The sequence below is a fragment of the Pseudorhizobium marinum genome, from assembly GCF_000705355.1.
GTDB classification, from domain to species: Bacteria; Pseudomonadota; Alphaproteobacteria; order Rhizobiales; family Rhizobiaceae; genus Neorhizobium; species Neorhizobium pelagicum.
Genome location: NZ_JMQK01000005.1, coordinates 212,851 through 233,195, shown reverse-complemented (window position 1 = coordinate 233,195; position 20,345 = coordinate 212,851). Strand labels below are relative to the sequence as shown.

Here is a 20,345-nt window from a genome sequence, read left to right as displayed (position 1 = left end):
GGCCTGACTGCCGGCGAGAGTTGGAGAACGCGCATGGCTGCGGTGCAGGAGACAATCGATCAGGTTCGCCAGATCGACGTGGACCAGTACAAATACGGCTTCGAAACGATCATCGAAGTGGACAAGGCTCCAAAGGGCCTGTCCGAGGACATCATCCGTTTCATCTCGGCCAAGAAGCAGGAGCCGGAATGGATGCTGGAGTGGCGCCTCGACGCCTATCAGCGCTGGCTGACGATGGAAGAGCCCACCTGGGCGCGCGTCGACTACCCGAAGATCGATTTCAACGAACTCTACTACTATGCCGCTCCGAAGAACATGACGGGCCCGAGTTCCCTCGAGGAGGTCGATCCGGAGCTGCTGCGGGTTTACGAGAAGCTTGGCATTCCGCTGCAGGAGCAGGAAATGCTCGCTGGCGTCCAGAAGCCACGCGTCGCCGTCGATGCCGTTTTCGATTCGGTGTCCGTCGTCACGACCTTCAAGAAGGAACTGCAGAAGGCCGGCGTGATCTTCATGTCGATCTCCGAGGCAATCCGCGAGCATCCGGAGCTGATCAAGCAGTATCTCGGCAGCGTCGTTCCGACCACCGACAACTACTATGCGACGTTGAACGCCGCCGTCTTCACCGACGGTTCCTTCGTCTTCGTGCCGAAGGGCGTTCGCTGCCCGATGGAGCTGTCGACCTACTTCCGCATCAACGAGAAGAACACGGGCCAGTTCGAACGGACCCTGATCATCGCCGAGGAAGGCGCCTACGTCTCCTATCTCGAAGGCTGCACGGCACCGCAGCGCGACGAGAACCAGCTGCATGCCGCGGTCGTCGAACTCGTCGCTCTCGACGACGCCGAGATCAAATACTCCACGGTTCAGAACTGGTACCCGGGCGATGCCCAGGGCAAGGGCGGTATCTACAACTTCGTCACCAAGCGCGGCGATTGCCGCGGTCATCGGTCGAAGATCTCCTGGACCCAGGTCGAGACCGGTTCGGCGATCACCTGGAAATATCCGAGCTGCATCCTGCGCGGTGACGACAGCCGCGGCGAATTCTACTCGATCGCCGTGTCGAACGGTTACCAGCAGATCGACTCGGGCACCAAGATGATCCATCTCGGCAAGAACACCTCTAGCCGTATCATCTCCAAGGGGATCTCGGCCGGACGCTCGAACAACACCTATCGCGGCCAGGTCTCGATCCACCGCCGGGCGGAAAATGCCCGCAACTTCACCAACTGCGATTCGCTCCTCATCGGCGACAAGTGCGGTGCCCACACGGTGCCCTACATCGAGGTGAAGAACGCATCGGCTCAGGTGGAGCACGAGGCAACCACCTCGAAGATCTCCGACGACCAGAAGTTCTACGTCATGCAGCGCGGCATCCCCGAAGAGGAAGCCATCGCCCTCATCGTCAACGGTTTCGTCAAGGACGTCATCCAGGAACTGCCGATGGAATTTGCCGTGGAAGCCCAGAAGCTGATCGGTATTTCACTCGAAGGTTCCGTCGGTTAAGGCGATCCGTTCATAAATCACGTGCGCTGCACGAAACACTATTTCGTCCGAGAGGATACAAGATGCTTGAGATCAAGAACCTGCATGCCCGCATTGCCGAAGACGGCACCGAGATCATCCGCGGCCTGAACCTGACGGTAAAGGCGGGCGAAGTCGCCGCCATCATGGGACCGAATGGGTCGGGAAAGTCGACGCTGTCCTACATCCTTTCCGGCCGCGAGGACTACGAAGTCACCGAAGGTGACATCCTCTACAACGGCGAGAGCATTCTCGATCTCGATCCGGCCGAGCGTGCCTCAAAGGGCATCTTCCTCGCCTTCCAGTATCCGGTGGAAATCCCCGGCGTCGCGACCATGCAGTTTCTGAAAGTGGCGATGAACGAGCAGCGCAAGGCGCGCGGCGAAGAGGAACTGACGACACCGGACTTCATCCGTCGCGTCAAGGAAGCCGCCGCGGAACTGAAGATCGACCCGGCCATGCTGCGCCGTCCGCTCAACGTCGGCTTTTCCGGCGGCGAGAAGAAGCGCGCCGAAATCCTGCAGATGGCGCTGCTCGAGCCGAAGCTCTGCATCCTCGACGAGACCGATTCCGGCCTCGACATCGATGCGCTGAAGATTGTCGCCGATGGCGTCAACGCGCTGAAGTCGCCGGATCGCGCCGTGATCGTCATTACCCACTACCAGCGCCTGCTGGAATACATCGTTCCGGACACCGTCCACGTTCTCTACAAGGGACAGGTCATCCGGTCCGGCGACAAGGATCTGGCGCTTGAGCTGGAAGCCAACGGCTACGCCGACATCATCGGGAAAGCAGCCTGATTCCCGGAAAGGACGTAGACATGAACATTCACACGCCCATCCGCCTGACACCGGCCGAGACGGCTCTGGTGGAAACCTATACGGCGCAGGTCGGCGATCTGCCGGGCGATGGCGCCGTCACCGTCACGCGCGACCGCCTGCTCAACGACATCAAGACCTCCGGCCTGCCGACGCGCCGCGTCGAGGCCTGGCACTATACGGACCTGCGCACGCTGTTGCGCAACGTCCCGGCACCCCTGGCGGCGGCGCCGTCGCTCGCGACCATCGCTCCTCTCGTCGAGGGCGCGCAGGTGCTGCCGGTTCTACACGGCGCCGTAGATGCCGCGACCTCGATCGATGGCGTGGAGGTTGCCTCCTTCGCCGACAGCCTCGTCAACGGCACGGCGGCAGCAGGTCTGGCAGCACTCGACAAGGATGACGCGATCGGAAAGATCAACGGCAGCTTGGTTCGCGACGGCTACAGCATCGCCATTCCCGCCGGATCCACCGTCGAGGCACCGATCGAACTGCAGGCGCTGCATGGGGCAGGGCAGGTCCACACCCGCTTTCCCGTCACCTTCGGCGCCGGCTCCAGGGCCACCATCATCGAGCGTCACCGCTCGGTGACGGGCGAGGCGGCCCTGGTCTCCAGCATCAGCGACATCACGCTGGAAGAGGGCGCGGAGGCTGTCTGGATCATCCTGCAGGAGCAGGGTGCGGAGGACACGCATCTCGGCCAGATCCGGGTCAAATTCGGTACCGATTCCAAACTGAGGCTCTTCGTCATCAATGCCGGCGGCAAGCTGGTGCGCCAGGAACTGCGCATCGATGTCGACGGCGAGGGCAGCGAGCTGACGCTTCGCGGCGTCAATCTGCTCGGCGGCGAGACGCACACCGACGTGACGCTGGTGCTCGGCCACAATGTGCCGAACACGAATTCGACCGAAATCTTCCGCAACGTCGTCTTCGACCGCGCCAAGGGCGTCTTCCAGGGAATGATCCGGGTCGCACCGGATGCCCAGAAGACCGACGCCAAGATGGCTTGCAACACGCTGCTCCTGACTGACGACGGCGAGTTCTCGGTCAAGCCGGAGCTGGAGATTTTTGCCGACGACGTCATCTGCGGTCACGGCGCCACGGTCTCCGACATCGACAACAACCACCTCTATTATCTTCAATCCCGCGGGATCCCCGAGAACAAGGCGCGCGCCATGTTGGTCAACGCCTTCGTGGCCGAGGTGGTTGAAGAGCTCGAGGATGAAAAGCTGGTCGAGGCGCTGGAAGGCGTCATCTCGGCCTGGCTGGAAAAGCACGCCTGACATGGACCAGATCACACCAGCGACCGACTACGACGTCGAAGCCATCCGGCGGGATTTCCCGATCCTGTCGCGTGAAATCTATGGAAAGCCGCTGGTGTATCTGGACAATGGCGCCTCGGCGCAGAAGCCGCAGGTGGTGATCGACGCCATCTCGAACGCCTATTCCAGCGAATATGCCAACGTCCATCGCGGCCTGCACTTTCTCTCGAATGCCGCGACAGACGCCTATGAGGCCTCCCGCGAGACGGTGCGCCGCTTCCTGAACGCAGGCTCGGTCGACGAGATCGTCTTCACCAAATCCTCCACGGAAGCGATCAACACCGTCGCCTATGGCTGGGGAATGCCGAAGATCGGTGAGGACGACGAGATCGTCATCACCATCATGGAGCATCACTCCAATATCGTGCCATGGCACTTCATCCGCGAACGGCAGGGCGCCAAGCTCGTCTGGGTCCCGGTGGACGAGGACGGCGCGTTCCACATCGAGGCCTTCGAGAAGAGCCTGACGGAAAAGACCAAGCTCGTCGCGATCACGCACATGTCGAATGCGCTCGGCACCGTGGTGCCGGTGAAGGAGGTCTGCCGCATCGCCCACGAGCGCGGCATTCCGGTGCTGGTCGACGGCAGCCAGGGCGCCGTCCACCTGCCGGTCGACGTGCAGGACATCGACTGCGACTGGTATGTGATGACCGGGCACAAGCTTTACGGACCTTCCGGTATCGGCGTGCTCTACGGCAAGATGGACCGGCTGAAGGAGATGCGTCCCTTCCAGGGCGGCGGCGAGATGATCGGCGACGTCTCCGAGGACGAGGTCACCTACAACGATCCGCCGCATCGCTTCGAGGCCGGCACGCCGCCGATCGTGCAGGCGATCGGGCTGGGCTATGCCCTGGACTACATGGACAAGATCGGACGCGACGCGATCGCCAGGCACGAGGCCGATCTGGCCGCCTATGCCGAGGAACGGCTGCGGGCCATCAACTCGCTCCGGATCATCGGCAATGCGCCCGGCAAGGGTGCCATCTTCTCGTTCGAGCTCGCCGGCATCCATGCCCATGACGTTTCCATGGTGATCGACCGCCGCGGCGTTGCCGTGCGCGCGGGCACCCATTGCGCCATGCCGCTCTTGAAGCGCTTCGGCGTGATCTCCACATGCCGTGCATCGTTCGGCATGTACAATACGCGTGCCGAGGTCGATGCGCTTGCCGATGCGCTCGACTACGCCCGTACATTCTTTGCCTGAGGATATTGCCATGGCCGTGGAAGACAGCGAACTGAAATGGGACGCCCGCGAGGGGATCGTCCAGTCGTCGATCCCGCAGGAGGAATTGGCGCGCCTGAGCGACGATATCATCGCCGCCCTCAAGACGGTGTATGATCCCGAGATCCCGTCGGACATCTTCGAGCTCGGCCTGATCTACAAGATCGACATCGAGGACGACCGCATGGTCAAGATCGCCATGACGCTGACGGCCCCCGGCTGCCCCGTCGCCGGCGAGATGCCAGGCTGGGTGGAAAACGCCGTCGGTGCCGTGGAGGGTGTGTCCGGTGTCGAGGTCGAGATGACCTTCGATCCGCCATGGACGCCGGAGCGGATGTCGGAAGAGGCGCAGGTCGCCGTCGGCTGGTATTGATCCGTTCGCGGGCTGCCCTTACATTCAATCCAACAACACCGGGCCTTGAACCCGGCTGTAGAAGGAGCATGAGCCGATGGGCTTTGCAGTAATGACCATGACCGAAGCCGCCGCCGACCGCGTGAAAGCGATCGTCGGCAATTCCGGACCGGATGCGAAGGGCGTACGCGTCGGTATCAAGAAGGGCGGCTGCGCCGGCATGGAATATACCATCGACCTGGTGACCGAGCCGAACGGCAAGGACGACCTCATCGAGCATGCAGGCGCGAGAGTCTGGATCGAGCCGTCGGCCGTCCTCTATCTTCTCGGCACGCAGATGGATTTCGAGACGACCCAGATGCGCGCGGGCTTCACCTTCGTGAACCCCAACCAGACTTCCGCTTGCGGCTGCGGCGAGTCCGTCGAACTGAAACCGGCCGACCTGGCGGCACTCGCCAGGCAGCGTGACGCCCAGTCCCACGCCGGCTGATCCCAGCCCTTTTCAAAATTTGATCCGAGAATCCGGTTGGCGTGCTCCGCCTACTCGTGGCGAAGCGCGTCGATCGGGTTGAGCTGTGCTGCGCGGCGCGCCGGGAAATAGCCGAAGACGACGCCGATGATGGCCGAGAAGGCGAACGCCACGAAGATGATCATCGGGCTCGTCACGAAGGGCACGTTCAAGAGCGATACGACGCCATAGGCCAGCGATAGCCCGGTCAGGATGCCCGCGACGCCGCCGAAGATCGACAGCATCACGGCCTCGACGAGGAACTGCGTCAGCACCTGCCGTTCGAGAGCGCCGATCGCCAGCCGGATGCCGATCTCCCGCGTCCGCTCCGTCACCGAGACCAGCATGATGTTCATGATGCCGATGCCGCCGACAAGCAGGCTGACGGCAGCCACCGCGCCGAGCAGCCCCGTCAGGAGCGTCGTCGTGCCGGTCATGGCGGCGGCCATCTGCGACATGTCGGCGACCGAGAAATCGTCGTCGCGACCGACGCCGATGCGCCGACGCTCCCGTAGCAGGCTTTCCACGTCGGACTGCACCTTGGCCGTCGACACCCCGTCCTGAGCCGAGAGGATGACGCTGGAGATCGTGTTCGTGCCGCCGATGCGCCGCTGGTGCAGCTTCAGCGGCATGATCACGGTGTCGTCCTGGTCGTCCCCCATGCCGGACTGGCCCTTGGCAGAGAGAAGACCGACCACCGGGCAGGAGATATTGCTGACCCGGATCGTCTGGCCGACCGGATCGGCCGCGCCGAAGAGTTCGCGCCGTACCGTCTCGCCGACGATGCAGGCCGCCTGGCCGCGTTCCTCCGCCGGCAGGAAGGTGCGGCCGGAGGCAAGATCCCAGTCCTGGGCGACGAGATAGTCGTTGGTGGTGCCGATGACGCTCGACGAGCGGTTCTCGCCGCCGGCAATGACGGTCGCCGATCCCCGGTTCAGCGGTGCCACCGCACGAAGACCGGAGATCTGGTTGCGCATGGCCTCGATGTCGCGATCCTCGAAGCGCTTGGCTTCCGTGCTGGCGCGGCCGGGACCCCATTGCCCGGGACGCACGAAGAGGGTGTTGGTGCCGAGCCGCGCCAGCTCCGACTGGACCTGCGCCGTCGTGCCGTTGCCGATCGTCACCATGGCGATGACTGCCGCGACCCCGATCACCACGCCGAGCACCGTCAGGAACGAGCGCAGCAGATTGCGGCTGATGGCGCGCCAGGCAAGCTTGGCCGTTTCAAAGAACATGAGCCGCCTCCCTGGCCTGAACCTCATCGCCAGCCAGCCGCCCGTCGACGAACCGCAGCAGCCGTCGGCCATAGGCGGCAATGTCTTCCTCGTGGGTCACCATGATGACGGTGATGCCGTTCTCGCGGTTGAGGCGCGAGATCAGTTCCATGATTTCGCGGCTGGTCTTGGTGTCGAGGTTGCCGGTCGGTTCGTCGGCGAGAAGCACCGCAGGATCCGTGACGATGGCACGGGCGATCGCGACGCGCTGCTGCTGGCCGCCGGACAATTCCTGCGTCGTATGACCCTCGCGGCCCTTGAGACCCACCTGCTCCAGCGCCAGCCTGGCGCGCTCGCGACGTTCTCCGACAGCCATGCCGCGATAGACCAGCGGCAGTTCCACGTTCTCGACCGCCGAGGTGCGGGCAAGCAGGTTAAATCCCTGGAAGACGAAGCCGAGCATATGGCGGCGCAGCAGCGTCAGCTGCGTCCGGTTGAAGTTGGTGGTCGGGATGCCCTGGAACAGGTATTCGCCGGACGAGGGGACGTCGAGGCCGCCGATGACGTTCATCGAGGTCGACTTGCCCGAACCGGACGGGCCCATGATGGCGACGAACTCGCCGGCGTCGATCGACAGATCCACCCGATCGAGAGCCCGGATCGTCGCTTCCCCGCTTCCGTAGAACTTGGAAACCTGCCGGAATTCGATGAGCGGGGTATGAGCCATGCGAGCCTCAGCCATTGCGGGCCGTAGCGTCGGTAATCACCAGGTCGCCTTCCTGCAGTTCGCCGTCGCGAACGACCGTCGATTGGCCGTCGGAGGGACCCGTCTGGAGAGCAACGCGCTCGGGGCTGCCGTTGCGCAGGACCCAGACGCTGCGGTTCGTGCCGTCTCCGGCGGGCTGGCGGTTGCCGCCCATCCTCGGGGCCCGGAACAGGCGCGTGAGAACGCTGCCGCTGCTGCTGCCCGATGCGGCAGGCGGCGAATAGCGCAGGGCGGCGTTCGGGACGAGCAGGGCGTCCTCGACCGACTGCACCACGACATCGGCGGTCGCCGTCATGCCCGGACGCAGCAGCAGGTCGTCATTGTCGACGGTAAGGATGGCCTTGTAGGTCACGACGTTGGAAACGGTCTCGGAGGCAAAGCGCACCGTCTGGATCTTCGCCGGGAAGGACCGTTCGGGATAGGCATCGACGGAGAAGGTGGCCGACTGCCCCTCCTGGACCTGGCCGACATCCGCTTCGTCAACGGCGACCTGCAACTCCATGCGCCGCAGGTCGCCGGCAATGGTGAAGAGGACAGGAGCGTTGAGCGAGGATGCGACAGTCTGGCCGGGCTCGGCGCCGCGCGTCAGGATGACGCCGTCGATCGGCGAGATGATCTTGGCCTTGGCGAGATTGACTTCGGCAAGACGAAGGCTCGCCTCGGCGGACTGGACCGAGGCTTCGCTGACGGCCTGGGAGGCGATGGCGGAATCCTGGGCGTAGCGGGCCGCGTCGAGGTCCTGCTGGCTGGTGACGTTGCGATCCGCAAGTGCCGTCAGCCGGTCGAGGGTCGTCTTCGTCGAGGCCACATCGGTCTCGGCCTTCATCAGATTGGCGCGGGCGGAAGCGAGCTGGGCCCGGGCATTCTCCAGGTCGGCCTGCAGCTTGCTCGTATCCAGCTCCGCAAGAACCTCGCCGGAGGTGACTGTGGAATTATAGGTGACGTTGACGGCCCGGATCGTCCCGGACAGCTCGCTCGAGATATCCACCTGATCCGTCGGCTGGACCGAGCCGGTTGCGGTGACGATAACCTGGAGATTGCCGCGCTGCAGGGGCTGCGTCGTGTAGTTGTATGTCTGGCCGTCGCCCTGCAGGTAGAGATAGCCGCCGACTGCGGTGCCCAGCAGAAGAAGGGCCAGCGCCGTCCACTTGAGCTTGCGGCCTCGTGGCTTGCGGCCCTGTTCGGTGAGAATGGCGGCAAGATCGGGAACGCTGCTCGCCTGCTTTCCGGCAATATCGGTCTCGGCTTTCACTTGGTTTTTTTCCTCTTTCGACAATCCCATAGCGTCTCGGTCCGGATAGGCCTCTGCGCCAGATCAAATGGGCTGTCGTTACATGGGGTCTGCCATCGCATGAGGGGCGGGCAAATCCAACTTAAACTTCCGTAACCTGCGGCCATGCACGGGCTTCGTCCTTGGTCGGGGGGAGCTTGTCAGTGCCTTGCTTCCTGCTATGGAACAAATGCCCGATCATGGGCAGGAGACTCTCTCGTGAACAAGCTTACTGTTGCTGCCGTCACTACGCTGGCGGCCCTCTTGACATCTGCAGTTACATCGCAGGCGGAAGATCTGGTCTTCACGCTGACCAATTCCACCAACTCCACCCTTGAGCGCTTCTACACGTCTCCGACCGGTGTCGATGAGTGGGAAGAAGACGTCTTCGGCCAGGACGTCCTCAGCCCCGGCGACAGCATCGAAATCACCATCGCCGACGGACGCAGCGTGTGCGAATACGACATGCGGTTCGAGTTCTCGGAAGACTCCGATCTCGACACCACCGAAGACACGCAGAATCTCTGCGAGATGGGATCCTACGAAATTCACGAGTGATACAGATCAACCTGCATCCAATCATCTCCTCGTACGTTGAGTCCGTGCGAAAGGAGATCCACATGATTGATTCAGGACTCATCAAAGAACACGCGAAGGTCATCGGTGCTGACGGCGTCCCAATCGGGACGGTCGATCGCGTCGAGAATGGCCGCATCAAGTTGACCAAGGCGGACGCTGGCGAAGGTCACCATAAGGGCCATCACCACTTCATTCCGCTCGATCTGGTGGCGGACATAGAAGGCGACAATGTCAGGCTCAGTGCCAATGGCGACGTCGCCGTGATGCACGAGGAAGAAGAAAGCGGCAAAACCGTCTTCTGAAAAAATGCCCCGCAATGCGGGGCATTTTTTACTCTATCCGGGTTGCGTTCTGATCAGGCGACGGGACGCCAAACCGCTCCGACAGGAAGGCCGTCTCCGCCGGAGGGCCCGCAAGCCGCGCACTCTTGTCGAGAGTGTCGATGCTGGAAGGCCACAGGAACACGGTCACCACGTAGACGGCCATCGCCAACACGAATGTCAGTATGATCTCTCTTTGGTTCACGACTGTTCCTCCTGCATCGGTTCCGGCCGGGATCTCCAGCCCATCGACCCCTAGTTCTCGGCAGACATTTCCATGGGAGAAGCCATCAGGTCGGACTCCCCGATCGACCGGTCCACATATTTGAACGCAAGAATACTCAGGACCGAGGCAAGCATGACGACGAAGATGATCCGCATGTGAAACTCCTTAGGGCCCCATAACCCGCAGTCGCCGATGTGGTTCCTCGAATATCGCGGTGCTTTCATCACGAATTGGTGCTGCGGTCACAGCCGCAGGAGATCGGCAACTGCTTCTGGCGCCGTTGGAAGATTTCCGATCAGCGTCATCGGCCCTGGTAGATGCGGTCGATCACCTTGGCGGTCGTGATGTATTCCTCGCAAGCGGCGTCGTACCGAAGGCCGGATCTCAGCCGTTCCGCCCAGTCGGCCGCGGCACGGCCTCCCCAGTCGTCGGGCGGGTCGATCAGGAGCTCGCGGCTCGTGCCGTGGAACCGCTCGGCCCTGAAATCGTAGAAGGAACCGTCCGTATTGCCCATCTGGGCGCCGCCCTTGGTGCCGTAGAACGTCGCGCCGATGAGGGCATCGCAACCGGCCTGCAGGCGCCAGGAGCAGGTCAGGCGCAGGACGGTGCCGGTCGAAAGCTCGATGGTGGCCGTCGCGAAATCCTCGACCTGTTCGGCAGTCCCCCTGAAACGCTGCCCCTGATGAAAGAGTTGCGACGTAACCTTTTCGACTTCCGGGAAGTCCAGCGCCCAGAGAGCAAGGTCCGCCAGATGGATGCCGAGATCCATGACGCAGCCGCCGCCGGAAAGCGATTTGTCATAGAACCACGGCTTGTCGGGGCCATAGGCGTTGTGGAACACGAGATCTGCGGCGAACACGTCGCCAAGCTCTCCGGCCTTCAGCAGGCTGCGGATCTGGCGCATGCCTTCGGTGTGGCGGTAGGACAGATCGACGCCGAGGAGGCGATCGGCGGCGCGTGCGGCGGCCACCACCGCTTCGACTTCGTCAGCATTGCGGCCAAGCGGCTTCTGGCAGAAGACGGCGACGCCGGCCTGCAGTGCCTGAATCGACTGAGCCGCATGTTGAGCACTGGGGGTTGCGATCACCACGCCGTCCAGATCCAGCGTCAGGAGGTCCTCCAGGCTACCGACGATCTCGGCATTGGGAGCAAGCTTCCGGGCCTCTGCAGCCATCTCCGGGGAGGGATCCGCGATGGCGACGGCTTCGGCTGCACCGGAGGCGAGAATCGCCTCCATGCGGTGACGGCCGATCCAGCCGACGCCCAGGAAGCCCAGACGGGCCGGTCTGGTGGTGGCGGGGAGCGTAATAAGGTCTGCAATCATCTCGTTCATTTGTAGGTCACCAGTGCCTTGAGAAATCCATCCGGCCGATCACGGGTCGCATCCAGCGCCGCGTCGAGCTGCTTCAGAGGGAATCGGTGGGTATAGAGAGAGGAAGGGTCGAGCCGTCCGGCGACCACCGCATCGACTGCCTCACGGATGCCGCGGATGTACTCCCCCGGATCGCGCTCATGGGCATTGATGACGTCGATGCCGCGCCAGTTCCAGAGCTGCATGTTGACCTGCCGGGCACCGTCCTGGTGATAGCCGGCGACCACCAGCCGTCCGCGCTCCCGGGTCAGTTCGGCGGCGAGATCAAGCGGCCACTGCTTGCCGACCGCTTCGATGACGCAGTCGCACATCGTTCCGCCGGTGAGCGTCTTCACCTCCTCGATGATCTGCCAGTGGTCCTCCATGGGAATGCAGTGTGCGGCGCCCATCTGTCTTGCGACGTCCAGCGAATAGGGTCGGCGCGAGATCGCGATCACGCGGGCTCCCGCGGATGTCGCGAGCTGCGTCAGCAGCGCCCCGAGAAAGCCGATGCCGATGATGGCGACCGTCTGTCCGGCCTTGATCTCGCTGCGGCGGAAGATGTTCATGGCGCAGCCGAGTGGTTCGCCGGGAAATGGCTGGCCGTCCAGCGCGGCGGGAAGAGGCACGACCTTGTCGGCATCCGCCACGTCGTGAGTCGCATAGGCGTGGAAGGAGAGGGCGGCAACGCGGTCGCCGGTCTTCAGGCACTCAACGTCGTCACCCACGGCGTCGACAACACCCCAGCCTTCATGCCCGAGCCCGCCGGGCTCTGTCGGGAACTGCATCCACTCCGGCCCCGCCCAGGGCGTGAGGTTGGAGGCGCAGACGCCGCAGCCTTCGAGCCTGATCCTGACCTGTCCGGCACCGGGTTGGGGAAGGGGAAGGGCTTCGGTCACCATCTTGCCGGGTCCGGTGATGATGGCGGCATCCATCATGAGGCCAGCATCCGGCATCGTCATCACATTCATCCTGAAATATCTCCATCGTCTGGATCCGGCTGCCGTTCCCTGAGGGCGGGCAGCTCTGGACGCTAACTGTGGGGGCGCCGGGGAGTTCCTGAAGAAGATGAAGAAGAAGAAGCTCGATGGTCGTCGATGTGGTCGGCGGGGCGCCGGCCTCTACCGTCTGGGTAAACAGCGATCTCCATCAATGGGTTCCCGCCGCCCGCCCTTCGGTTGTTGATGAAGACATTGATGACAAAGATGTTGCTGCAGCAGGAACTTTTGCATGGGGCCACTGTTCGAAGGCCACCTCGCAGTCATGTTCCAGGGAAGAGTATATCAGAATGTCGACAATTCTTGTAACCGGCGGCTGTGGCTTCATTGGCCGCCATGTGGCCGAAGAGCTTCTTGCGGCGGGCTACCAGGTCCGCATTCTCGATGCAATGATCGACCAGGTTCACGCGGAAGCGGAAGCCGAGGTTCCCGATCAGGCTGAGGTCATTCGGGCGGATGTGCGCGACAAGGAGGCCGTCAGTCAGGCTCTCGTCGGCGTCGACGGTGTCATCCATCTGGCCGCGGAAGTCGGCGTCGGCCAGTCCATGTATGAAATCGCACGCTATGTCGGCGGCAACGATCTCGGCACCGCCGTGCTGCTGGAAGCAACGATCGGCCTGCCGATCCGGCGCATCGTCGTGGCATCCTCGATGAGCGTCTATGGCGAAGGGCTCTATGCCACCGACAGCGGCGCCACCACCGGCTTCATCCGCCGCAAGCCGGAACAGGTCAAGCAGGGCCGCTGGGAGCCGCAAGGCTCCAATGGCGAGACACTGACGCCGATTGCCACGGACGAGAGCAAGCCCGTCGATCTCGCCTCGATCTATGCGCTGACGAAATATGCGCAGGAAAAGCAGGTGCTGATCTTCGGCGAGGCCTACAATGTTGAAGCGGTGGCGCTTCGCCTGTTCAACGTCTTTGGCGCAGGACAGGCCCTTTCCAATCCCTATACCGGCGTGCTCGCCAATTTCGCGTCCAGGCTCGCGAACGGCCAGCCGCCGACGATCTTCGAGGACGGCCAGCAGCGGCGCGATTTCGTGCATGTCCGTGACGTCGCCCGCGCCTTCCGGCTGGCGCTAGAGCAGCCGAGCGCCAACGGCCATGTCATCAATATCGGCAGCGGACAGGCCTATACGGTGGAGGAAGTCGCCAACCTTCTCGCCGAGGCCATGGGCGTGCCGGAGATCAAGCCGGAGATCATGCAGAAGGCCCGTTCCGGCGACATCCGCAACTGCTTCGCCGATATCTCCAAGGCCCGAGACCTGCTCGGCTTTGAGCCCCAGTACAAGCTGGAAAACTCCCTCGGTCCCTTCGTCGAATGGGTGCGCACGACCGGTGCCGTCGATCGCGGCGCGGAAATGCGACGCCACCTGGAAGAACGGGGGCTTGTATCATGAAGGCATCCGGATCTGCAGCAACCGAACGGACGAAGAAGCAGTTCGGCTTCGTCGAATGGTTTCGCCCAGGGGAATACGAGCGTACGGAGGAGCTCTTTCCGTCGATCCTGGCGAGTGGCGCAAGCCATCTCCGGACCCATCTTTCCTGGGCCGAATATCTGGCACCGGGCGGCGAGGAATGGTTCGACTGGCTTATTCCGAAGCTTGGTTCGCAGATAGACCTGCTCCCTTGTGTGCATTACACGCCGCCGTCGATGTCGCGCACCGGACGATCCTCCGGTGCGCCGCAGGATCTGAAGTCCTACGCCGATTTCATCGACCATGTGCTGACGCGCTACGGCAAGCACTTCAGCCACATCGAACTGTGGAACGAGCCGAACAACCTGCTGGATTGGGACTGGCGCGAGGACGGCGATTTCCAGCTGTTCTGCGAGATGGTCGGTGGCGCCGCCTATTGGGCGCAGCAGCGCGGCTTCAAACCGGTTCTCGGCGGGCCATGCCCCTTCGATCCCTACTGGCTGAACCTGATGGGCGAGCGCGGCGTTCTGGGCGTTGTCGATGCCGTCGGCTTCCACGGATTTCCCGGCACCTGGGACAGCGAGGAGGGCAGCTGGGGCGGCTGGGACATGCATCTCGGCGAGATGCGTCGCATCTTGGACCGCTACAACCCGCAGACCGAGATCTGGGTCACCGAGACCGGATATTCCACCTGGCGCAAGGACGAGACCGAGCAGGTGCGCCGCTTCGCTAACGCGCTCGATGTGCCGGCCGATCGCATCTATTGGTATTCCTGGGCGGACGTTCCCCCGGATATTGCCGTCCAGGAAGGGCTGTGGTTCGATCCGAGACACTATCATCTCGGCGCGGTGACCCATGACCGGCAGCCCAAGCTGCTGGCACGGTTGCTGATGGAAGGCGGCGTCGATCGCGTCCGCGAGGTGACCGCTCTTCCCACCCCCAACATCGCCAATGGTGCAGCCCCGATCGTCATCACTGGCGGCAGCGGTTTCATCGGCTCCAATCTCGCCGACAGTTTCCTGAAGGATGGCGAGGATGTCGTCATCCTCGACAACCTCGGACGTCCCGGCGTCGACCAGAACCTCGCGTGGCTGCGAGATCGATACGGCGATCGGGTTCATCCCTATCTCGCCGACATTCGCGACATGCGCGGCATCGAAGATGCCTTCACGGATGCCAAGGCTGTCTTTCATCTGGCCGCCCAGACGGCCGTCACCACGAGCCTGGTGCATCCGATCGACGACTTCGAAGCCAATGCCCGCGGTACCGTGAATGTGCTCGAAGCCGTCCGCAAGGCGGGAAAAAAGGCACCGGTGATCTTCGCCAGCACCAACAAGGTCTATGGTGCACTGGAAGACATCGCCATGCTGGAACTCGACGACCGCTACATTCCCGCAGACGAGGCGGTGCGCGCCCATGGCATCGACGAACAGCGGCCGCTCTCCTTCTGCACGCCCTATGGATGCTCCAAGGGCGTCGCTGATCAGTATGTCATCGACTACGCCAAGTCCTATGGGATCCCGAGCGCCGTCCTCAGGATGAGCTGCATCTATGGCCCGCGACAGTTCGGCACCGAGGACCAGGGGTGGGTTGCCCATTTCCTGATCCGCGCACTCGCCGGGGAGGAGATCTCGATCTACGGCGATGGCAAGCAGGTCCGTGACATTCTTCACGTCGATGATGCCGTTGCCGCCTATCGCGCCGTTCTCACCTCGATTGACGGTCTTAAGGGCAGCGTCTTCAACCTGGGTGGCGGTCCGCATAATTCCGTCAGTCTCCTTAGTGTCCTGCGCGAGATCGAAAAGCTCACCGGGCGTCCGTTGCAGACCTCGTTCGGGCCCTGGCGGGCCGGAGACCAGGCCTTCTTCGTCGCCGATACCCGCAAACTCGAGAGCGAACTCGGCTGGCAGGCCAAGGTGCGTTGGCGCGATGGGATGCGCCATCTTGCCGAGTGGCTCGTGGAGAACCGCTTTGGAGGTCAGCCCAGCCTCAGCGACAAGAAGAGGATGCCGGCGTGATGCAGGTGCCATCGTTGAGAGGCCTGCGGCTGCTGATGACCGTGGACGCCATCGGTGGCGTCTGGCGCTATGCGATGGATCTTGCCGCCGAACTGAAAGTGCTCGGCGTCGAGACGGTGTTCGTCAGCCTGGGGCCTGCGCCCTCGGCGCAGAAGGCGCGGGAAGCCAATTCGATTGGCCGTCTCCTGGTTCTGGACGCGCCGCTCGATTGGCTTGTCGAGAGCGCAGAGGCCGTCTCCGGACTGCCCTCAATGATTGCGGATCTTGCCCGTCGGGAGCAGGCGGACCTGCTTCATCTGAACCTTCCATCGCAGGCGGCCGGACTGGAGACGGACATTCCGGTTCTCGCCGTTTCGCATTCCTGCGTCGTCACCTGGTTTGCAGGCGTGAGGGAAACAGACGTACCCGAAGCCTGGGAGTGGCAGCTTCATCTCAATCGTTCCGGCTTTCAACGCGCCGATGCGGTCATCGCGCCCAGCCGCAGCCACGCGGCGATGCTCGAACGGGCCTACGGCGCCATTCCGCAGCTGCAGGTGGTCCACAACGGCAGCCGTATCGCAAATGAGCTGGCCGAAAAGCGGGACATGGTCTTCGCGGCGGGACGCTGGTGGGACGACGGCAAGAACGGGGCGGTGCTCGACGCAGCGGCACGGTCCTTGAACTGGCCGCTGATCATGGCGGGTTCGAATACCGGGCCCAACGGACAGCATCTGCCGATCACCCACGCGTCGCACCAGGGGGAGCTTACCCACGACGAGACGGTCGCCCTGATGCGGGAAGCCAAGATCGTCGTGTCGCCATCGATCTATGAACCCTTCGGGCTTGCACCGCTGGAGGCGGCGCGCGCTGGCGCGGCTCTGGTCCTGTCGGACATCGCGACCTACCGGGAGCTCTGGGACGGCTGTGCGCTGTTTGCCGATCCGCGAGACCCCGGGGCCTTCCGGACTGCCATTTCGCGGCTGTCCTCGGACGCGGGCCTGAGGGCGGTGCTGGCAGTGCGGGCCTACGAACGCTCGCTGCATTTCACCGTCTCCGCGCAGGCGCGAGCAATGGCGGCGATCTACGAGCGACTGGCCACCCGAGGCAAAACCTTAAACGCTGCGGAGTAGATATGCGTTTCATCTTCTATACCCATTCCCTGATCTCCGACTGGAACCACGGCAACGCCCATTTCCTGCGCGGCGTGATGCGCGATCTCATCCGTCGTGGCCATGAGGCGCTGGCCCTGGAGCCGGAAGGTGCCTGGAGCCGCGACAACCTGTTGCGCGACCAGGGAGAAGGGGCAATCGACCGCTTCCACGCGACGTTCCCGGAGCTCCAGTCTGAGGTCTATGGCGAGGATTTCGATCACGGTGCAGCGCTTTCCGACGCCGACGTGGTGATCGTCCACGAGTGGACGGACCCAAATCTGGTCGAGCAGATCGGCCGCATCCGCCGCGACGGTGCAAGCTTCACGCTGCTCTTTCACGATACCCATCACCGGGCCGTGTCCGCACAGGACGATATCGCCGGGCTCGAGCTTGCCGACTACGACGGTGTGCTGGCCTTCGGCGAGACGCTGCGCGAGCGCTATCTGAAAGCCGGCTGGGGCCGCAATGTCTTCACCTGGCATGAAGCCGCCGACATGACGCTCTTCAAGCCGATGCCGGAAGTGGAGAAGACCGGAGACCTCATCTGGATCGGCAACTGGGGCGACGATGAGCGCACCGCGGAGATTGCGGAGTTCCTGGTACGGCCGACGAAGGAACTCGGTCTGAACGCGACCGTGCGCGGCGTCCGCTATCCCGATACGGCGCTGGCGGCGCTGGAGGATGCCGGAATCCGCTATGGCGGCTGGATCGCCAACGCCGATGCGCCACGGGCCTTTGCCGAGCACAGGGTGACGATGCATATCCCGCGCCGCCCCTATGTCGAGAACCTGCCGGGCATTCCGACCATCCGCGTCTTCGAGGCGCTGGCCTGCGGCATTCCGCTGATTTCCGCGCCGTGGGACGATGCCGAACAGCTCTTTCGTCCCGGCACCGACTTCCTGGTCGCCCGCAATGGCGACGAGATGAAGGACCGCCTGAAGCAGGTTCTTGCCGATCCGCAGATGGCAGGTGATCTCGCCATTTCGGGTCTCGAAACGGTGAGGTCACGCCATACCTGCCGGCACCGGGTCGACGAGCTGCTCGCCGTGCTTGGCGAATGCGGCACCCAGCGTGTCGTCCAGAAGCTTGCAACAGCGGAGGCCGCAGAATGAAGATCGCCTTTTATGGATCAAGTCTCGTATCCGCCTACTGGAACGGCGCGGCCACCTACTATCGGGGTCTCCTGCGGGCGCTTGCGCAGAAGGGCTACGACATCACTTTCTACGAGCCGGACGTCTATGATCGCCAGAAAAACCGCGACATGGACCCGCCGGAGTGGTGCAGGGTCGTCGTCTACGATGGCACGGTCGAAGCCATGAAGGCGGTCACCGCGCAAGCCGCCGCAGCCGACGTCGTGGTCAAGGCGAGCGGTGTCGGGTTCGAGGACGACCTGCTGCTGGCGGAAGTTCTGCGCAACGCGCGCAGCGACGCACTGAAGATCTTCTGGGACGTCGACGCCCCCGCGACGCTAGCGGAGGTTCGCGCCGCCCCCGATCACCCGCTGCGCGGTGCCCTGAGAGAGCTGGACCTGGTGCTGACCTACGGCGGCGGCGATCCGGTGATCGACGCCTACCGCGCCATCGGGGCAAGGGACTGCATCCCGATCTACAATGCGCTGGATCCGCAGACGCATCATCCGGTGGCGGCAGACCGGCGCTTCGGCGCCGACCTCGGCTTTCTCGGCAACCGCCTTCCGGATCGCGAGGCTCGCGTCGAGCACTTCTTCCTCGAGCCTGCGTCTCGCCTTCCGGGCCAGACGTTTCTGCTGGGAGGATCCGGCTGGCAGGACAAGCCGATGTCGGCCAACATCAACTACATTGGCCATGTCTCGACGCGGGATCACAACGCCTTCAACGTCACGCCCAAGGCGGTGCTCAATATTTCCCGGGCCAGCATGGCAGAGAACGGCTTCTCGCCTGCCACGCGTGTCTTCGAGGCTGCCGGCGCCGGCGGCTGCCTGATCACCGATCACTGGGAAGGCATCGAGCTCTTCCTGAAGCCCGGCAAGGAAGTTCTGGTGGCGCGTGACGGCCAGGACGTGGCCGACATCCTGGCCGGCTTGACCGACGAGAGGGCGGACGACATCGGACACGCCGCGCTGCAGCGTGTTCTCGGGGAGCACACCTATGCCCACCGGGCCGAGACCGTGGATGCACTCTTCAAGAGCCACGCGGAAAAGCGGGAGGCCGCGGAATGAGCAAGCCTCTCGACATCGTCATTCTCGGACTGTCGCTTTCCTCCTCCTGGGGCAACGGCCATGCGACCACCTTTCGTGCGCTGTTGCGCGGACTGCATGAGCAGGGACATCGTGTCCTGTTTCTCGAGCGGGATGTGCCCTGGTACGCCAGCCATCGCGATCTGCCGAACCCGGAGTTCTGCGATCTGCAGTATTACGCAAGCCTGGACGGCCTGATCGCGGGACACGCCGATCACATCCGGCAGGCGGATGCGGTCATCATCGGCTCCTATGTCCCGGAGGGTGTCGCGGTCATCGACGCGGTCGCAGCGCTTTCGCCGCAGCGTCTCTGCTTCTACGACATCGACACGCCGGTAACGCTGGCCAAGCTTGACGCGGACGACGAGGAGTATCTGGCACGGCGGCAGTTCCCGCTATTCGACGCTTACTTCTCCTTCTCGGGCGGCGCGGTGCTGGATCGACTCGAGAAGAGCTACGGCTCCCGCAACGCCGTTGCGCTCTATTGCTCCGTCGACGCCGATCGATACGGCAATACCGGCGAAGCGCACCTGTGGGACCTCGGCTACCTCGGCACCTACAGCCCAGACCGTCAGCCGACGGTGGAGCGGCTTCTGATCGACGTGGCCCGTCGGCTGACGGACAAGCGGTTCGTCGTCGCCGGTCCGCAGTACCCGGAGGACATCGACTGGCCGCAGAACGTCGAACGCATCGATCATCTGCCGCCGACCGAGCACGCCTCCTTCTACAGCCGGCAGCGCTTCACCCTCAATGTCACGCGCGCCGACATGATCGCGGCCGGTTGGTCGCCGAGCGTGCGCCTGTTTGAAGCGGCCGCCTGCGGAACGCCGATCATCAGCGACCACTGGCACGGCCTCGACGAGCTCTTGCCGCACGGCGAAGCGATCATCATCGCCCACGGCACGGACGACGTGGTGGCGGCGCTGTCGCAGACCAGCGACGCTCGGCGCCAGGAGCTGGCAGCCAGTGCCCGCAGCCGCGTGCTGGCGGGGCACACGGGGCTCGCCCGGGCACAGGAACTGGTGGCGGCGCTTCTGGCGCTGCAGCCGCAGGCGAGGGTGGAACATCCTGGCCAACACCGCATTTCGGCATAGAGGAAAGCA

Annotated in this window: 21 protein-coding genes; 14 read left to right on the top strand and 7 right to left on the bottom strand. The window is 63.5% G+C overall.

Going from position 1 to position 20,345, the window contains the following annotated elements; all coding sequences use genetic code 11:
* The first annotated feature begins 33 nt into the window (after positions 1–33).
* The 6 genes from sufB to sufA all read left to right on the top strand — a co-directional run bounded on the left by sufB (position 34) and on the right by sufA (position 5,722).
* A complete protein-coding gene (sufB, locus tag EO99_RS0108660; protein ID WP_029618248.1) occupies positions 34–1,503 on the top strand; it encodes a Fe-S cluster assembly protein SufB in 1,470 nt (489 codons plus the stop codon).
* Positions 1,504–1,565: 62 nt separating this feature from the next.
* The gene (sufC, locus tag EO99_RS0108655) at positions 1,566–2,321 is read left to right on the top strand and encodes a Fe-S cluster assembly ATPase SufC (RefSeq protein ID WP_029618247.1); all 756 of its coding nucleotides are present in this window, start codon (positions 1,566–1,568) and stop codon (positions 2,319–2,321) included.
* Positions 2,322–2,341: 20 nt separating this feature from the next.
* On the top strand, positions 2,342–3,619 hold the full coding sequence (gene sufD, locus EO99_RS0108650) for a Fe-S cluster assembly protein SufD (protein WP_029618246.1): 1,278 nt from the start codon (positions 2,342–2,344) through the stop codon (positions 3,617–3,619).
* A gap of 1 nt (position 3,620) precedes the next feature.
* Positions 3,621–4,862 carry a cysteine desulfurase gene (locus tag EO99_RS0108645; protein ID WP_029618245.1) on the top strand — a complete coding sequence of 414 codons (1,242 nt, stop codon included), beginning with the start codon at positions 3,621–3,623 and terminating at the stop codon, positions 4,860–4,862.
* Positions 4,863–4,872: 10 nt separating this feature from the next.
* Positions 4,873–5,253: an SUF system Fe-S cluster assembly protein gene (locus tag EO99_RS0108640; RefSeq protein WP_029618244.1), complete on the top strand. Its 381-nt coding sequence runs from the start codon at positions 4,873–4,875 to the stop codon at positions 5,251–5,253.
* A gap of 76 nt (positions 5,254–5,329) precedes the next feature.
* Positions 5,330–5,722, top strand: a complete 393-nt coding sequence (sufA, locus tag EO99_RS0108635) for a Fe-S cluster assembly scaffold SufA (RefSeq protein ID WP_029618243.1) — start codon at positions 5,330–5,332, stop codon at positions 5,720–5,722.
* A 50-nt stretch (positions 5,723–5,772) separates the two neighbouring features.
* On the opposite strand, the gene EO99_RS0108630 is transcribed toward sufA, so the two are convergent.
* From EO99_RS0108630 to EO99_RS0108620, 3 genes are read right to left on the bottom strand one after another with little or no spacing between them, the layout of a single operon-like run.
* Positions 5,773–6,975: an ABC transporter permease gene (locus tag EO99_RS0108630; RefSeq protein WP_029618242.1), complete on the bottom strand. Its 1,203-nt coding sequence runs from the start codon at positions 6,973–6,975 to the stop codon at positions 5,773–5,775.
* A complete protein-coding gene (locus EO99_RS0108625) occupies positions 6,965–7,681 on the bottom strand; it encodes an ABC transporter ATP-binding protein (RefSeq protein ID WP_029618241.1) in 717 nt (238 codons plus the stop codon). Before EO99_RS0108625 ends, EO99_RS0108630 begins: the two co-directional genes overlap by 11 nt.
* Before the next feature lie 7 nt (positions 7,682–7,688).
* Positions 7,689–9,002, bottom strand: a complete 1,314-nt coding sequence (locus EO99_RS0108620; RefSeq protein WP_081852008.1) for an efflux RND transporter periplasmic adaptor subunit — start codon at positions 9,000–9,002, stop codon at positions 7,689–7,691.
* A gap of 207 nt (positions 9,003–9,209) precedes the next feature.
* Between EO99_RS0108620 and EO99_RS0108615 the strand changes: the two genes are divergently transcribed.
* Both EO99_RS0108615 and EO99_RS0108610 read left to right on the top strand, forming a co-directional pair.
* Positions 9,210–9,548 carry a hypothetical protein gene (locus tag EO99_RS0108615; RefSeq protein WP_029618239.1) on the top strand — a complete coding sequence of 113 codons (339 nt, stop codon included), beginning with the start codon at positions 9,210–9,212 and terminating at the stop codon, positions 9,546–9,548.
* Between the two features lie 62 nt (positions 9,549–9,610).
* The gene (locus EO99_RS0108610) at positions 9,611–9,871 is read left to right on the top strand and encodes a DUF2171 domain-containing protein (RefSeq protein ID WP_029618238.1); all 261 of its coding nucleotides are present in this window, start codon (positions 9,611–9,613) and stop codon (positions 9,869–9,871) included.
* 28 nt (positions 9,872–9,899) lie between these two features.
* Here the strand turns inward: EO99_RS0108610 and EO99_RS0108605 are convergent, their stop codons facing one another.
* The 4 genes from EO99_RS0108605 to EO99_RS0108590 all read right to left on the bottom strand — a co-directional run bounded on the left by EO99_RS0108605 (position 9,900) and on the right by EO99_RS0108590 (position 12,428).
* Complete coding sequence (locus EO99_RS0108605; protein WP_029618237.1) at positions 9,900–10,094, bottom strand: hypothetical protein; 195 nt, start codon at positions 10,092–10,094, stop codon at positions 9,900–9,902.
* A 50-nt stretch (positions 10,095–10,144) separates the two neighbouring features.
* On the bottom strand, positions 10,145–10,270 hold the full coding sequence (locus tag EO99_RS28430) for a hypothetical protein (RefSeq protein ID WP_268871296.1): 126 nt from the start codon (positions 10,268–10,270) through the stop codon (positions 10,145–10,147).
* Between the two features lie 146 nt (positions 10,271–10,416).
* Positions 10,417–11,448: a Gfo/Idh/MocA family protein gene (locus EO99_RS0108595; protein WP_029618236.1), complete on the bottom strand. Its 1,032-nt coding sequence runs from the start codon at positions 11,446–11,448 to the stop codon at positions 10,417–10,419.
* Positions 11,445–12,428 (bottom strand): MDR/zinc-dependent alcohol dehydrogenase-like family protein, encoded by a 984-nt coding sequence (locus EO99_RS0108590; protein ID WP_408002865.1) that lies wholly within the window; start codon positions 12,426–12,428, stop codon positions 11,445–11,447. Before EO99_RS0108590 ends, EO99_RS0108595 begins: the two co-directional genes overlap by 4 nt.
* Before the next feature lie 326 nt (positions 12,429–12,754).
* Between EO99_RS0108590 and EO99_RS0108585 the strand changes: the two genes are divergently transcribed.
* The 6 genes from EO99_RS0108585 to EO99_RS0108560 are packed head-to-tail and all read left to right on the top strand — an operon-like array spanning position 12,755 to position 20,336.
* On the top strand, positions 12,755–13,861 hold the full coding sequence (locus tag EO99_RS0108585; protein ID WP_029618234.1) for an NAD-dependent epimerase/dehydratase family protein: 1,107 nt from the start codon (positions 12,755–12,757) through the stop codon (positions 13,859–13,861).
* The gene (locus EO99_RS0108580) at positions 13,858–15,897 is read left to right on the top strand and encodes an NAD-dependent epimerase/dehydratase family protein (protein ID WP_029618233.1); all 2,040 of its coding nucleotides are present in this window, start codon (positions 13,858–13,860) and stop codon (positions 15,895–15,897) included. Before EO99_RS0108585 ends, EO99_RS0108580 begins: the two co-directional genes overlap by 4 nt.
* The gene (locus tag EO99_RS0108575; RefSeq protein WP_235776795.1) at positions 15,897–17,006 is read left to right on the top strand and encodes a glycosyltransferase family 4 protein; all 1,110 of its coding nucleotides are present in this window, start codon (positions 15,897–15,899) and stop codon (positions 17,004–17,006) included. The genes EO99_RS0108580 and EO99_RS0108575 overlap by 1 nt, the downstream gene beginning before the upstream one ends.
* A 2-nt stretch (positions 17,007–17,008) precedes the next feature.
* Complete coding sequence (locus tag EO99_RS0108570; protein ID WP_029618231.1) at positions 17,009–18,139, top strand: CgeB family protein; 1,131 nt, start codon at positions 17,009–17,011, stop codon at positions 18,137–18,139.
* Complete coding sequence (locus tag EO99_RS0108565) at positions 18,136–19,224, top strand: CgeB family protein (protein WP_029618230.1); 1,089 nt, start codon at positions 18,136–18,138, stop codon at positions 19,222–19,224. Before EO99_RS0108570 ends, EO99_RS0108565 begins: the two co-directional genes overlap by 4 nt.
* Complete coding sequence (locus EO99_RS0108560) at positions 19,221–20,336, top strand: CgeB family protein (protein WP_051679766.1); 1,116 nt, start codon at positions 19,221–19,223, stop codon at positions 20,334–20,336. The genes EO99_RS0108565 and EO99_RS0108560 overlap by 4 nt, the downstream gene beginning before the upstream one ends.
* Positions 20,337–20,345 lie beyond the last annotated feature (9 nt).